The organism is Candidatus Margulisiibacteriota bacterium (genome assembly GCA_018822365.1).
Taxonomy (GTDB): Bacteria; Margulisbacteria; WOR-1; order O2-12-FULL-45-9; family XYB2-FULL-48-7; genus XYB2-FULL-45-9.
Map to the genome: position 1 here is coordinate 44013 of JAHJKL010000042.1, position 14906 is coordinate 58918.

At 47.9% G+C, this 14906-nt stretch carries 17 protein-coding genes; 1 reads left to right on the forward strand and 16 read right to left on the reverse strand.

The genetic code is table 11. The features are described 5' to 3' along the window. The first annotated feature begins 22 nt into the window (after positions 1-22). A complete protein-coding gene (locus tag KKF06_03445) occupies positions 23-541 on the forward strand; it encodes a hypothetical protein (GenBank protein MBU1616825.1) in 519 nt (172 codons plus the stop codon). On the opposite strand, the gene glgP is transcribed toward KKF06_03445, so the two are convergent. From glgP to KKF06_03525, 16 genes are all read right to left on the reverse strand, one after another. Continuing rightward, positions 534-2495 carry an alpha-glucan family phosphorylase gene (glgP, locus tag KKF06_03450; protein MBU1616826.1) on the reverse strand — a complete coding sequence of 654 codons (1962 nt, stop codon included), beginning with the start codon at positions 2493-2495 and terminating at the stop codon, positions 534-536. The two genes, KKF06_03445 and glgP, sit on opposite strands and share 8 nt — an antisense overlap. 659 nt (positions 2496-3154) lie before the next feature. After that, positions 3155-4675 (reverse strand): hypothetical protein, encoded by a 1521-nt coding sequence (locus KKF06_03455; GenBank protein MBU1616827.1) that lies wholly within the window; start codon positions 4673-4675, stop codon positions 3155-3157. 80 nt (positions 4676-4755) lie between these two features. Beyond that, complete coding sequence (locus tag KKF06_03460) at positions 4756-5877, reverse strand: MCE family protein (GenBank protein ID MBU1616828.1); 1122 nt, start codon at positions 5875-5877, stop codon at positions 4756-4758. Position 5878: 1 nt separating this feature from the next. Next, positions 5879-6604, reverse strand: coding sequence for an ABC transporter ATP-binding protein (locus KKF06_03465; GenBank protein MBU1616829.1), 726 nt, complete (start codon positions 6602-6604; stop codon positions 5879-5881). Continuing rightward, positions 6601-7380, reverse strand: coding sequence for an ABC transporter permease (locus KKF06_03470; GenBank protein MBU1616830.1), 780 nt, complete (start codon positions 7378-7380; stop codon positions 6601-6603). Before KKF06_03470 ends, KKF06_03465 begins: the two co-directional genes overlap by 4 nt. Continuing rightward, the gene (locus tag KKF06_03475) at positions 7370-8182 is read right to left on the reverse strand and encodes an NAD(P)H-hydrate dehydratase (protein MBU1616831.1); all 813 of its coding nucleotides are present in this window, start codon (positions 8180-8182) and stop codon (positions 7370-7372) included. The genes KKF06_03470 and KKF06_03475 overlap by 11 nt, the downstream gene beginning before the upstream one ends. Beyond that, complete coding sequence (acpS, locus tag KKF06_03480; protein MBU1616832.1) at positions 8169-8573, reverse strand: holo-ACP synthase; 405 nt, start codon at positions 8571-8573, stop codon at positions 8169-8171. Before acpS ends, KKF06_03475 begins: the two co-directional genes overlap by 14 nt. Then, positions 8545-9459: a branched-chain amino acid transaminase gene (locus tag KKF06_03485; protein ID MBU1616833.1), complete on the reverse strand. Its 915-nt coding sequence runs from the start codon at positions 9457-9459 to the stop codon at positions 8545-8547. Before KKF06_03485 ends, acpS begins: the two co-directional genes overlap by 29 nt. Positions 9460-9473: 14 nt before the next feature. After that, positions 9474-11033, reverse strand: a complete 1560-nt coding sequence (locus KKF06_03490) for an arginine--tRNA ligase (protein MBU1616834.1) — start codon at positions 11031-11033, stop codon at positions 9474-9476. Positions 11034-11096: 63 nt separating this feature from the next. Then, on the reverse strand, positions 11097-11276 hold the full coding sequence (locus KKF06_03495) for a YtxH domain-containing protein (protein ID MBU1616835.1): 180 nt from the start codon (positions 11274-11276) through the stop codon (positions 11097-11099). 1 nt (position 11277) lies between these two features. Then, positions 11278-11568, reverse strand: a complete 291-nt coding sequence (locus tag KKF06_03500; GenBank protein ID MBU1616836.1) for a hypothetical protein — start codon at positions 11566-11568, stop codon at positions 11278-11280. A 3-nt stretch (positions 11569-11571) separates the two neighbouring features. Beyond that, complete coding sequence (locus tag KKF06_03505) at positions 11572-11802, reverse strand: YtxH domain-containing protein (GenBank protein ID MBU1616837.1); 231 nt, start codon at positions 11800-11802, stop codon at positions 11572-11574. 1 nt (position 11803) lies between these two features. Further along, positions 11804-12688, reverse strand: a complete 885-nt coding sequence (pheA, locus tag KKF06_03510) for a prephenate dehydratase (GenBank protein MBU1616838.1) — start codon at positions 12686-12688, stop codon at positions 11804-11806. Next, positions 12663-13121 (reverse strand): dCMP deaminase family protein, encoded by a 459-nt coding sequence (locus tag KKF06_03515; GenBank protein ID MBU1616839.1) that lies wholly within the window; start codon positions 13119-13121, stop codon positions 12663-12665. Before KKF06_03515 ends, pheA begins: the two co-directional genes overlap by 26 nt. Beyond that, complete coding sequence (locus tag KKF06_03520) at positions 13118-14065, reverse strand: transketolase family protein (GenBank protein MBU1616840.1); 948 nt, start codon at positions 14063-14065, stop codon at positions 13118-13120. Before KKF06_03520 ends, KKF06_03515 begins: the two co-directional genes overlap by 4 nt. Then, positions 14062-14904: a transketolase gene (locus KKF06_03525; protein ID MBU1616841.1), complete on the reverse strand. Its 843-nt coding sequence runs from the start codon at positions 14902-14904 to the stop codon at positions 14062-14064. The genes KKF06_03520 and KKF06_03525 overlap by 4 nt, the downstream gene beginning before the upstream one ends. Between the last annotated feature and the right edge of the window lie 2 nt (positions 14905-14906).

Below are 14906 nucleotides of genomic sequence, written 5' to 3' on the forward strand. Positions count from 1 at the left end.
ATACGACTTTTGGAGGCTAAAAATGCTTACGCAATCGGTTGTGGTCCTGTTTTTCCTGTTGAACATCGCCCTTTTCTGGCAATTTGTTTATGGGGGAAAGTTTAAATCATATAGATATGTCGGGGTAATGTTATTTTTTCTTCTGCCGATCATTTCGGTGTTTTTTGCTCAACCCCGCTTTGAACTCGATTATTTCTGGTGGATCATAGCCGGATACTTTTTATTGGCGGCCGGAATTGCCGGTTTAATTTTGGCTGGCAAAGAATTCAAGGGGATCAACCCTTTGGATCTGCCGGGAGAGACCCTGATCACCAGTGGACCATATAACTGGCTGCGGCACCCGCAATATTTAAGCGCGATCTTTATTTTTATTGGTTGGTGGTGGATCTTTGCCGCTGTCTACTCGTTCTACTTTGGGATGATCATAATCGCCACCATCTGGCTCAACGCATACCTTGAAGAAAAAATTCTTTTACAGAAAAAATTCGGCCAAAAATACGCTGAATATCAGATCTCGGCCGGGATGTTCTGGGTTAAGTAGCCTGCCAGATCTTTTCGTTGTATTCCCTGATCATCCGATGGGTTGAGAAAAACGCGCTTTGTTCAATGCAATTGATCATCATATCTACCCAGGAACTATCCTGCGCGTAATAAGTCGTCACCATTTCTTCCAGATTTTTATAGAGCGCTTTTGAATCCTCATCGAGCTTCAGGTCTCTTTCACTCCCAATCTCTCCCGGAGGGGGAACATAGCCAAATATTTTTCCAATCCCTTTATCGGCCGCTTCAACAACCCAGCCATCAAGGGTGCTTAACTGAGGAACACCGTTCAAAATCGCTTTCATCCCGCTAGTCCCCGAGGCTTCAAACGGCGGTAGGGGGTTATTTAACCAGACATCCACCGAATTGGTTAGTAACTTTCCAAAATATGTATCGTAATTTTCTAAAAAGCAGATTCGAATAAGCTTTCTTTCTCCATTTAACAATGTGATCTTTTCCAGCATTTCGTCCATGTGGATGGAAGCGGGGACATCGGCAGGGTGCGCTTTTCCAGCGATCACTATCTGCAGTTGGCCAATTCGCCTGGCAATATCAATTAGCCGGTTGGGGTCTTGAAGTAACATGCTGGGACGTTTATATGGAGCGATCCGACGTGCCCAGCCAATCGTAAAAGTATTTGCGTTAAAATACCAATATTCAAGCACTTTGGCCAAATTCTCTTTGTTTTTTTGATGCGCTGACCACAAATCCTTTCTAAATGCCTCATTATTTCTCAGGTTAACAACATTTTTTAATAATGTTGGATCAGCCTGCCAGTTACCAAGAACCTCCTGGTACTTATCAAATAATTCTTTAAAAGAATGGGAAAGCCAGGTAAAGGTGTGAATTCCATTGGTAATACTCTGAATTTTGTCTTTAAATTGAGGAAATTGCAGCCTTGTGACTTCTCCATGTTTTTGCGCGACAGCATTTATATGAGCAGAAGTAGACATTGCCAATTGAGTTAAATTCGCAATATTGCTATTTTTCAAGTCACGTCCGTATTTTTTGACTATTTCGCTCCCTTCATTCCCAATTGCCATTGAAAGCTCTTTTAGGTCAAAACGATCATGACCAGCTTCAACAGGAGTATGACATGTATACGCGAAACTTGACTTAAGGCTATCTGGAGCTATATTTTTAGCTTTCTCAACAAACGCAAAAGCAGCATGACCTTCATTTAAATGATTGATTTTTATTGAGTATTTAAGGGAATTATAGGCATTAACACCACCCATGCCCAAGATCATTCTTTGGGCGATTTTTATCCAGGCATTTGAACTTCGGTACAATTGCGCGGTTAATTCCTTAAAATACTCTGGATTTGAGTCAAGGTTTGCATCAAGCAATATTAATGGAACAACATTTTTTAAATCATTGGAGTAAACATAATATTTCCAAAGCTTTAAATGCAGCGGCTGACCGCTTAAATTTATAGTAACAACATTTTTTAAAGGAATTAGCCCTGGATATGTGTCTGGATCCCAGGAAATCTCTTCGGGAACCTGGCCACCAGCTCTAAACCAGAATTTTTGCTTAAAATACCCTTTATGCCACAATATCCCGATCCCGGTCAGCGAAATATTCAGATCGGCCGCTGATTTAAGCGAATCCCCAGCTAAAACACCCAAGCCACCGCTATAGATCGGCAGGTCCAGGAGCTTATTAAATGGTAAGGAATGATAATAATCCATATCTTTCATGTTGGAAAAGACTTCATGCTTGCTGATCACATTAAGCGGGCTAATAGAGTTAACTGTTTTAAAAGTGTGATACACGCTTGGGGCAAGGCCAAATTCCATAGAAAAATAAGCAATAGAAGGTTTATTCTGTAATCGTTCTTCGGCTTTTATTATCGGTTCTATAGGAAAACCAAAGAACTCGCTGTCAGAAATATCTTTTAAATACTTTTCTGAGGTATCTATCTGCGATAATTGAATGAATTTTTCACGCATATTAATCGTACCTTTCTAATTAATGATTATGTTTTGCATTATAGTTTATGAATCATCTTTTGTGAAGTGGTTTTTCCAGTAGGGGGCATAATAAGTTGTAAGGATTAAGCGATAAGAAGTAAGTATTAAAGAGACAGAAATAATAGGGCATCGCTTATTGATTTAACCGCGCGATTACCACCAGCCGCAGGAACAGAGAGACACCACATCTGAACTGTTTATTAACCCTGTGGAAAACCCCAAGGTGACGCTATTTTCCGCACCCCAGAGCCTTATTTATACGTATCATCACCCCCTCGTATGTATACATAAGATATATTATGCGACACTGCATTTGGGTTGTTTTTTGGCTGTTTAAGGCTCTCGATTTGGCTGGTTTTTGGTAAGCGCACTTGCTACTTTTAACCGCGCAATTAATTGCGCGGTTAAAAAACCGTGCACTGAAGTACACGGTTATTTCTTGCTCATTGCGACGTTCAGTTAACTGCGCACTTAAGTGCGCGATTAGATAGGCACCGGAAAAATCAAACCAAGCCTCCCCTATTCAAAAAATGAAAAATGATTATTTTTGAAACCTGGGACAATGCTGTTATTTTGCCTGATTAAGGCTTATATTGAGGCTTTTGTAGGGTTCGTGGTCGGTTACCAGGGAAAAAGCCTTAAAACGCGAGCTCTTTCTTCATGATCCCCAGCTCCCAAAACTCCCTACGGCGATCGTGGCGGAGAACAACATAGCTATCACCCAGGGCTTTAATCCCCAGATAATTGATCTCATTAAACATTACCCCAGCCGATAGATCGTAGACCCATTGGTTCCCACCAACAAAAAGATCGGTCTGCAGGTAAAGATCAAGCGAAAAACTATCTTTTAACCGCCCGTATTCTTCGAAATAAAACGGACTTAAGCCGCTATCGGCCAGTGACTTGGTCAAGACCGCTTCATAAAAAAGGAAGTCCAAATTAAAGATCGGCCGCCGGACGGTCAAGGAACTGGCCAATCTGGTCCTGGACACGGTTCCCGGCTTATAATCATCATGCTGGTAATCAAGCGATAAAAAAGCCTTGGTCACATAAGGTTGAATGAATGGGGTCTCCAGATAATAGGAAAAGTTCAGATCGGCCCCGGTTCTTAGATAATTGCGATCGACAACCTGCGCCGGAGCGCTCTCCGGATATATCTTCGTTTCCCTGATCCGGCCATAGGTTAAGGTCGGGACTATAGTATAGGTATGATCGAATAATAATCCTTTTACTTTGCCTTTAACGCTTATATCGTAATCCCGGTCAATAACGCTCCGGTTAATCTCTTCGTTAAAACTGTGATCGGCCCGCAGGGCCAGCGGCGCCTCGATCCCGGCGACTTTGCCGGCCAGCTCGTTTTTCTCAAAAAAGCTTAATTGGCGGCCAATCGCAGGATCAGGATAATAATTGTAAACATAAGAAATTTTTCCCTGGGCCGAGGCTCTCTGCCAACCGGTCAGATCAACTTGGAATTGTTGATGATCTGAAAGACGAACGATCTGCTGAACCTCTACCCCTCCCCCATCAATTTCAGAATATCGAAGCGCCAGATCGCCAAACCATTGCGGATTAAAAAAGTAATGACTGTGGACCGCCCCATGCGAACCGTGAAAAAGGTCTTTGGCTGCTTCCAGGGCCGGGAACGGCAGCTCAAAATATTTTCTCCGCTGATCATTGATATATAAAGGGATATAATATATCGGGACCGGAAAAAACTTTAAAATATTGCCGCGAGCCAGGGCGTACCCAGGATAGATCTCGATCCGGCTGGAAGAAAAACTAAAAACCGGATAATTAAGTGGGGAGGTCGTAACCTGGTCGGCAACTATTTTATCACCAAAGAAATGGACCCTACCCCCCTTTAAGTAAGCCGAAAGATAGCCAAACTTCAGGTTGTCGCCGGCGTATTCTCCTGTCTTCGGATTGATCCGAAAGTAATCTCCCTCCAGCGCATATTGTTCGTAATTACCTTTGAAAACGGTCAGTTCGATCTCGTCCTGGTCGTAGCTCGCCCGGTTGGCTTTGATCTTCAACTGGTCGTAGGTCAGGCTGACCCCAAATTTATTGCTTCGATCAATAATAACCTTCCGCCCTTTATCTTTAGCAAGTTCAGGCCCCTTGATCGAGAGCAATCCATCCGGCAGTTGGTGTGAAAACACAGCGGACCAAGCGGGTATTACAAGCAGCAAGTGGAGCAGTGTAATTATAACCGCGCGCTTAAGCGCGCGGTTAATCAACCTTAGAATAATTTACCGCCCTGAGGTTTGACCCTTATCCCTAACATAAAATTACTGTTGTTGCCATTGAGCAGGTCATCGGCCTGAAAAAGGAGGTCAAGATAATCCACTAATTCTCTCTCATAGCCCAACCTGAACTTCGGCATATTCGGCCGCGGGTTATTAATGTCGTAAAGATCGGCAATTACGTTGTTCTTTTCTCCTGGCTTGAAAACAAAGCCGCCGCCTAACTGGCTATTGATCATCCCAAGGCGGAAACTGACATCATCGGACATGGCGCTGGTAAAGAGGACGTCAAGCAGGGACATCTGCCTTGTTGGCCCTTCGCCGATCCCCAGCCGGTAATAGATCTTATCCCCCTGAAGAATATCGACATCACCCCGAACAGCGTTCGCCCGGCTCCCAATATCAACCCCGCCCGAACTTCTCATGTTGATCTTGCCAAAATTATCAAAGAATTGATTAGCCGAAGAAAGGGTCTTTTCTGTTTCACGGATCGTCCCTTTGACATTCTCCTGAAATTTAGGATCGCCAACAATATCTTTGATCCCCCTGTTGGTCTCGCGCAGCTCTTCGGTCAATCGATTGAGGTTCTGCGTGATCTCATCGGCCATGACGACCATATTGAGGACCGAATTCTGCAATTGCGGGTTTTCGATCATCCTGCGCAAATCAGCCAGGATCAACTTGCTCTCCTGCAGGTTCTGCGATCCAATATCAATAAAATCAACAATAGCGGCGGTCCGCACCCCATTTATCACCATGGACGGCTCATACATGGTTTCCGCGGTCCCCGGCTTGATCTCCAGATATTTTAAGCCGACGATCCCGTCATAAGCGACGCGCAGGCTGGAATCGACCGGGATCTTGATCCGCGGCTCGATCACCGAAAATATCTTGATATCATAAGGGCCCGGATCGATCTTCATCACTTTGCCTATCTTCAATCCCCGGAAGCGAACTTCGGAGCCTACGGTCAGACCCTCAATGCTATTGAACGAGCCGGTCATTATATATCCTTCCCGCATTTTAAATATCTCGGTTTTCCAGACAATGACCATCGCCAGCAAAGTCAGTGCGGTTATCGTCACGATCCCGACTTTGGCCGAAGTTGATAGGCCCATATTACAAACCTCCTGAAATAAATTTAGCTACTATCGGATTTTTTGAGTTTTTTGTCTCTTCCGTTGTCCCTATATCGATCAATTTCCCATCATTTAACATATAAACCCTGTTTGCAACCCGATAAACGGTTTGCAGCACATGGGTGACCAGGATCGACGTCGCCTTCAATTCGCGGGCTAATTTTACCATTAAATTTTCGATCGTAACAGAAGTTATCGGATCAAGTCCGGTGGTCGGCTCATCATACAGGATGATCTTGGGATCAAAAGCCAGCGCCCGGGCGATGCATACCCGGCGCTGCATACCGCCGGACAACTCGGACGGCATAAGTTCGCCAACCCCATCCAGCTCAACCATTTTAAGCTTCTCCGCTACGATCTTTCGGATCTGAGCCTCGCTCTTTTTAGTATGCTGGTGCAGGGCAAAAGCGACGTTTTCATAAACGTTCATGGAATCAAACAGCGCAGAGGTCTGGAAGATCATCCCGATCTTCTTGCGAAGTTCGATCAAGGCTTCTTCCGAAAGCCGGCCAACGTCTTGCCCGTCAACAACAATCGAACCGGAGGTCGGCTCGATCAGGCGGATGATCAACCTCAAAAGGGTGCTTTTCCCGCAACCGGAAGGGCCGATGATCGCAACCGAAGATCCGTCCTCAATCATTAGGTCTGATGATTCGATGATCTTTAGTTTGCCAAAATATTTGGTTAGTTTGTTGAATTTTATCATTTAAAAAATAGCATCGAGAGAAAATAGTTCACGATAAAAAGGCTGATCAGGGTGATAACGACCGCTGAGGTGGTCGCCTCCCCTACCCCCTTGGCCCCTCCTTTCGTGTTAAGCCCCCGGTAACAAGCAACAATAGAGATGATCATCCCAAAAACTGCGGTCTTCATTAATCCCCCGTAAAGATCCCACAATTTCGACAGGGTCTGCGCTGTCTCCATATATTCAACCGGATTTATCTTGCCAACGTAAATCGAAACTACATAACCGCCAAAAAAACCGGTGATGATCGTCAAAATGGTCAGCAAGGGGAGCATTACAGTCGTCGCTATAAACCGGGGGATGATCAGATAGCGGACCGGACTTACTCCCAGGGCCTGCATAGCATCGATCTGCTCCGTAACCTTCATTGTCCCTATCTCGGCAGTGATCGACGCGGCGACCCGGGCCGCAACTACGATCCCGGTCACAGCCGGCCCAAGTTCCCGGGAAATGGCAACGCTCATCAACCCCCCCACGAACTTACCGGCTCCAAACTTTGTGAATTCGGCCGCTATCTGGATAGCAAAGACCATCCCCACAAACGCCGAAGTGGTCAGGGCAAGAGGCAAAGAATCGAACCCAACTTTGACCATTTGATCGAGTGTCAGTTTAACGTCTATCTTTCCCTTAACAATGTCGCGCATGACCTTTCCGGTCAAACCAGAAAGTTCACCGATTATCTCTAAAAAACCGATCATCCTGTCTCCGACATTTTCCGTAATTTTATTATATGGCATATGGCAATTGTTCGATCACATCGGTCGCGATCAAACCATTTTCTCCTTTATCCTTTAAGGCAAGGTCGCCTGCCGCACCGTGCACTCTGACCCCCAAGGTTGCCGCCGACCAGGCCGACAATCCCCGCGCTGCCAGGGCGCCGATCACTCCGGTCAAAACATCCCCCGTCCCGGCGGTCGCCATTCCAGGATTGCCGGTCTTATTTTCATAAGTTTTGCCGTTGGGATCAGCGACAATGGTGCGATGTCCTTTCAGGACCAACACGCAATTATACTTATGGGCAAACCCGCTGGCAACTTCCAGGCGATGCCGCTGGATCTCTTCCACGCTTAATCCGCATAGCCGGGACATTTCACCGGGATGAGGAGTAAGGATCAGGTTCAAATCCAGCAAAGGTGGTTTTTCCGGCCGGCCGTTGAAAATAGCCAGCGCATCGGCGTCAATGATCACCGGAGAAGCGAATCGCTTCTTTGATAAATAGGACAAGATCCCTTCGGCAATATGCCGTCTACCACCAAGGCCGGGGCCAATGGCAATAGAGGAAAACTCATAAGGGAGACGTTCATAGTCACTAACCCGATCGATCCCGGCAGTAATAACTTCTGGGGTCGCGCAATTCACCTGATCCATAGAGCGGGAAGGAACGCCTAAGTAAACCAAGCCGGTGCCTGTTCGCATCGCGGCCCGGCTGCAGAGCAGGGCGGCGCCAAGCATCCCGGTGGAACCGGCCAGAATAAACAAGCGCCCAAAGTCACCTTTGTGAGAAGTAAGAGGTCGTTTATGAAGTTCAGCTTTCAACATAGACCGACGCCACCGCGTAATCGCGGCTGTGCGAAAGGCTAACCTGAACATTGGCGAGGAGCTTTCCTTTAAACAAGATATGCGGCTTGCCGTCTTGATTATTACCGACCTCGATATCAAGCCAGCCAACACCCCGGTTGGGGCGGCCAAAACCTTTGATCCCGGTCCCAATCGCCTTGGAGTAAGCTTCTTTAGCGGCAAATCTAACCGCCAGTTCCGGGACCCGATAAACTTTTTGCCGGGTGCAGTATTTTATTTCGGACGTTGAAAAGACCCGACGCAGGAATTTTTCCCCATAGTTATCGACGGCGGCCCTGATCCGTCCGATCTCAATAATATCTATGCCTATCCCCTTCATAGTTTTAATAAACCGGCGTACTCCAGGAAGCATATTTGGGATTATCGCCGCGAGCCGCCTTAAAATATATATCCTGGATCTTTTTGGTGGTCGGGCCGACTTTCCCGTCCTTGATCACCGTACCATCAACTTCCGCGATCGGCGAAACCTGGGCGCCAGTCCCGCAAAAAAACAGTTCATCAGCGGTATAAAGCTCGGACTGCTGGATCTGCCGCTCAATTGTCTTGAGGCCAAGCTCCTGTTCGGCCAGTTCCATGATACAAAGACGGGTGATCCCCGGCAGGATCGTCTCTGATACCGGAGGAGTGATCAGCTGGCCGTTCTTGACCATGAACAGGTTCTCCCCCGATCCTTCAGCGACAGTTTTTTCGTGAGACAGCAGGATCGCTTCATCGTATCCCTTTTCCAGCGCTTCCGCCTTGGCCAATGAAGAGTTGAAATATGACCCGGTCATTTTAGCCCCTTGAGGAGCCGACCTGGCCGAGATCCGCCACCAGGAAGAAACGCAAACCCTGATCCCTTTATTAATATCCAAATAATTGCCGAACGGAGCCATAAACATGCAAAAGTCATCTTCAATACCGATCAAGCCTAACCCGATTTTTGCCTGCGATTTGTAATAGATCGGCCGGAAATAAACGTCTTCTTTATAGCCGTTCTTCCTGGCCAATTCCAGGGTGATCTTACACAACTCATCGATCGAATACTTCATTTCAGCCTTCAAGCCAAGGTTAGTCGAGCGCTGCAGCCGTTCATAATGCTCCTTCAGTTTAACCACGAACATTTGGCTTTTATCAGCGTTCCAGTACCCTCTGATACCTTCAAATACACCTGTTCCGTAATTAAAAGCGTGGGTCATAATGGAGATATTAGCCTGTTCAAACGGTACGATCTTTCCCTTAAAAAACGCGTATTTCATGTAAACCCTCTCTTCTACATAGATTCCGGAGCCGTTATTCCCAATAAGTTTAACACATTGCGTAGAGTAATTCGAGTTGCCCCCACCAGGTACTCACGCGAGGGATTTCCCAAAACTTTGCATTGTTCGTAAAAAGAATGAAAAAGGGCCGCCAACTCTTTGCCGTATTCACAGATCCGATGAGGATGGCGAAGCTGGGCGGCGTCATAAACAACTTCAGGAAACCGGATCAGCTTCATGATCAGATTCCGTTCCGCCGGCGTACTTAACTCACTGATCTTTAACTCTTTGATCCCTTGATCACTTGATCCCTCTCCCTTTCTTAATATTCCGCAAATCCTGGCATGCCCGTATTGCAAATAGAAAACCGGGTTATCGCTTGAGCGTTTTTTTGCCAGCTCCAGGTCAAAATCAAGATGCGAATTCACGTCGGTCGCGGCAAAGAAAAAGCGGGTCGCGTCCGCCCCGATCTCTTCGACCACCTCTTTCAGCGCCACCATCTCGCCGGTCCGCTTGCTCATTCTGACCTGTTCGTCGCCGCGGTAGAGGGCGACCAGCTGGCCGATTATAATTTCCAATTTTTCGGCGGGGAGCCCGATCGCCTTGAGGGCCGCTTTCAAGCGCTGGACATAACCGTGATGGTCGGTTCCCCAAATATCGATCATCAAGTCATACCCGCGGTTAAATTTATTCAGATGATACGCGATATCGGCGGCAAAATAGGTCGGCTTCCCGTCTTCCCTGACCAGGACCCGGTTTTTATCGTCGCCGTGTTCCTGGGACTTGAACCAGATCGCCCCCCCTTCTTCAAAGGTCTGGTGTTTATTCTTTAACTGGTCAACCGCTCCCATAACCAGATTCTGATCGTGCAGTTCGTTCTCGAAGAAAAAACGGTCAAAAACTACGCCAACGGAAGACAAAACCTGTTTCTGTTCTTCCAGGTTGCAGGCAAGCATTTCACCGATTGTTTCCCCTTTGATCTCTTTAACATAAGCTCCGCCGTAGCCGTTTTCCGGTGTCGGTTGGCCGCTCCTGGCGGCGAGAACCGAAGCGTAGAGTTTTTCCACCTGATTGCCGACATTATTGACGTAAAATTCTTTTTCCACCCGATAGCCGACTGCTTCAAAAAGCCGCGCCAAACAGTCGCCAAAGACCGCCCAGCGGCCATGACCAACATGGAGCGGTCCGGTTGGGTTGGCGGAAACATATTCCAGAAGGACGGAACGATCAGCATAAAGCGCGGATCTTCCCCAGGCCTGATCAAGCGGAATGACCTCTTTTAGTCGCTGCTCTATTGTCCGGTCGGATAGAAAAAAATTAATAAACCCGGGCGGGGCGATCTCAATTTTGACAAAATGACCGCCCTGGTCAAGTTTTTCCATCTCAGCCACAAGTTCTTTGGCAATTTGCAACGGTGGCTTTTTTAATGCCTTGGCGTTGACGATCGCCGCATTCGTGGCATAATCACCAAGCTCCCGTCGAGGCGGGACCTCGACCTTGTACAAGACCGGCTCATTAACACCAAGGAGGCCAAAGGCCCCCCTGATCTGTGATTCTATTACCGAACGAAGCATGCTACCTCTTTCTCGGAAACCAAGACTAAACGTCTCGGTCGTCTATTCGCGCGTTTCCAATAATTATGATTTATTTTCGTTTAAATTCTTCTTTATCTCGTCAAACTTTTCTTTCCCTTTTTCCAGCGACTCTTTCAGCTTGGCCCTGGTTTCCTCACCTTTACCAGGAGCAAAGATCAGGCCACCGATCGCACCCAATAAGCCGCCAACAGCAAACACCTTGAACAACCTTTTAATTCCCATTTCAATCCTCCTTCTTTTCTTTTAGAAAAACGTTCAACCCTTTGCGCAATCCGCCGACAAAAGCGGCGATCGTCGTGTTCTTGCTCCACTTCTTTTTTGAACCGCCAAAGGAGTTGAAGATCATGGTCACCGCGTCCAGCAACGAGGCGATCGCCAGAACCTTTTCCCTGATCTCGGCGCTCATTTTGCGGACGTCGGTCAAGATCAAGATCCCCTGAATGACCGCGACCGTCAGGGCCAGAAGGAGCAGAACCCCGGAAAAGATCAGAACGTTTATTAAAATGTCATGCATTTTTTATCCTCCTTCAAGCTCTTCTTCGATCTTTTCCGCCTCTTCCAAACCAACGCAAAAAGCTTCGGCGAACCGGTCAAGAACTTCTCCCAGATTAAACTCATGGATCTTTTTTTTGATCGTCCCCCTGGTTTTTTCGCTGATCGAGGGAGAGATCATCAACCCCAGCACCCCGCCGATCAAACCGCCGGCCAACAAACCGACCAGCAGCGTATTATCTTCTTGTTCGGGCATTTTATCTCCCTTTAAGGCCTGCCTGCCGATAGGCGGGGTACGAACCAAGCAACTTAAAGAACGAAGTTTTTCTTCTTAAATTTTTCAAAACGACCTGAACATCAAGATCTGTCCGGTGTCCCTGCATATCGGCAAAAAAGTAATAATCTCCCAACGATTTCTTTGAAGGACGGGATTCGATTTTGGTAAGATTGATGTCTTTATCCGCGATCTCCGCCAGGACATCATGCAAACCGCCCGGCCGGTCCTTGGCGATTGAAAACACGATCGAGGTCTTGTCTTTGCCGGTCCGGGGGTGATCTGATCCAGCCAGGACCACAAAACGGGTCTGGTTGTCTTTCGCGTTGATCTGTGAGGCGATAATATTCAAATTGTAAAGTTTGGCCGAGGCCTTGGTCCCGATCGCGGCAAAAACGTGCCCTTTGACCTTGCCGTGGGCAATGATCTTTTCGCCTAAAGAGATCGCCACCTGACGGACCGCGTCAGCTGAACTATAGGCGAGATGCAGTTTAGCGTGTGGAAGGTTTTTCTTCAGAAAATCCCGGGATTGGTCCAGCACGGGCGGGTTGGAGATAACATCGGTCACTTCTTTGAGCCGTATCCCTTTTTGGGCGATCAGGTAATGGTAGATAGGCAGGACAAATTCCTGCTTGATCTTCAGATCGACATCTTTGACCAGCATATCGGTCACGATCCCGATCGTCCCTTCTATCGAGTTCTCGATCGGCAGGACCGCTTCATCGATCATTTTTTTATTAACGGCGGTTATCAGATCAAAAAATGTAGAGTAAGGAATGATATCGGCTTTTTGCTTAAGTTTTTTGACGTATAAAAACCCGGCCTCTTCGCTATTGGTCCCTTCAGGACCGAGGTACCCTACTTTCATGTCTTACAACCTCCAGCTTTGATTCTTTCAGCATTTCGCTCGCCAGGGCGTCGGGATAACCGCCTTCATAAACCAGCTTGACCAGCCCGGCATTAATGATCATTTTAACACAGATGACACAGGGCTGAAAGGTACAATAGAGGGTCCCGCCTTCAATTTTCACGCCGTGCCAGGCGGCCTGGATGATAGCGTTTTGTTCGGCATGCAGGCCTCGGCAAAGTTCATGCCGCTGGCCGGAAGGAATGTCCATCTGTTTGCGGATGCAGGTTTCGTTGGTGCAATGCTTAAAACCGCGAGGAGTGCCATTATAACCGGTAGCTAAGATCCGCTTCTCTTTTACAATGATCGCGCCGACGCTCCGTTTAACACAGGTTGCCCGCTCACTGACATCATGAGCGATCTTCATGAAATAATCGTCCCAGCCTGGCCTCATTTTTTCCTTTTAAGCACGGCACGAGCCGCTTTGATTATTTCTTCGGCAGTCAAACCATATTTGACCAGTAGTTCGTCTGGTTTGCCAGATTCGCCAAAAACGTCCTTCAGTCCAACCCTGACCATTGGGACAACACAATTTTCGACCAGTACTTCGGCCACCGCCCCGCCGAGGCCTCCAAGGATCGAATGTTCTTCAACGGTCAGCGCCGCCCCGGTCCGTTTAACCGAATCAACGATCAACTTTTTATCGAGCGGTTTGATGGTGTGCAGGTTAACAACTTCGGCCTCGATCCCTTTTTTCGCAAGTTCGGCCGCCGCATCCAGCGCGGTCGCGACCATAATGCCGCAGGAAAAGATCGTGAGGTCTCTGCCAGGGCGCAAAACAACGCCACGGCCAAGTTGAAATTTATAGTTTTCAGCGTTGATGATCTTGGTTTTAGGCCGGCTTAAGCGGATGTACATGGGGCCGTGGAACTCCGCCGCCGCGCGGATCACCTTTTCGGTCTCAACCGAATCGGACGGGACAACGACCGTCATGTTCGGAATGACCCGCATGATGGCGATATCTTCGTTCGCCTGGTGGGAAGCGCCGTCTTCGCCGGTCACAATACCGGCGTGAGTCACCACTATTTTTACATTGGCTCGGGTATATGCAACAGATACCCGGACCTGGTCCCAGGCGCGTCCGGAACCAAAAACCGCAAAAGTGGAGGCAAAAGCGATCTTGCCGCAGGCGGCCAATCCGGCCGCGGTGCCGATCATATCCTGTTCCGCTACCCCCATATTAAAGAAACGATCGGGAAACAGCTTGCCAAATTCAGCCGTTTTGGTCGAAGCGGAAAGATCGGCGTCCAAAACGACAATGTTCGGGTTTTCTTTCCCCAGTTGAGCCAAAGCTTTTCCGTAAGCGTCACGCGTCGCGGCTAATTTAACCTCGCTCATAACTCAATATCCTTTATTTTGCAAAGTTCACACAGGGCCTGCTTCTCCTGTTCGGGGGTCGGAGGGGAACCATGGAAACTAAGAGGGGCCGCCTCCATAAAGCTGACCCCCTTGCCTTTGATCGTGTCCGCGATAATTACCGTCGGTTTACCTTTTGTTTTTTGGGCGCTGTCGATCGCGGCGATCAACGCTTTAATGGAATGCCCGTCGCATCGGACAACATGCCAGCCGAAAGCTTTCCACTTATCCTCAAATGGGTTAAGGGTTTTAACATCCTCAATCTTCCCGTCGATCTGGTATTTGTTATGATCAACGATCGCCGTCAAATTGTCGATCTTCCGGTGGCCGGAGGTCATGGCCGCTTCCCAAATCTGCCCCTCCTGGCATTCGCCGTCGCCAAGCAAACAAAAAACATGATAATCTTTTTTGTCGAGCCGGCCGGCCAGCGCCATTCCGTTGGCGGCAGAAAGCCCCTGCCCAAGCGAACCGGTCGACATTTCTATGCCGGGGAGAGAAAGCATATCAATATGACCCTGAAGCGAACTCCCCATCTGGCGCAAAGTCTTCAAATATTTGGCTGGGAAATAACCAGCTTCCGCCAGCGCCGAATATAAAATAGGCGCGGCGTGCCCTTTGCTCATCACAAACCGGTCGCGATCGACCCAGCCTGGATCTTTGGGTCTGTGGCGCAAGGTATGAAAATAAAGCACGGTGATAATGTCGGCCGCGGAAAGCGAACCGCCCGGATGTCCGGAAGCGGCGGCGCAGGTCATCGCGATGACGTGTTGTCGTAATTTTGACGCTATTTCCTGGAGTTTTTTGATTTCATCGCCGCTCATTT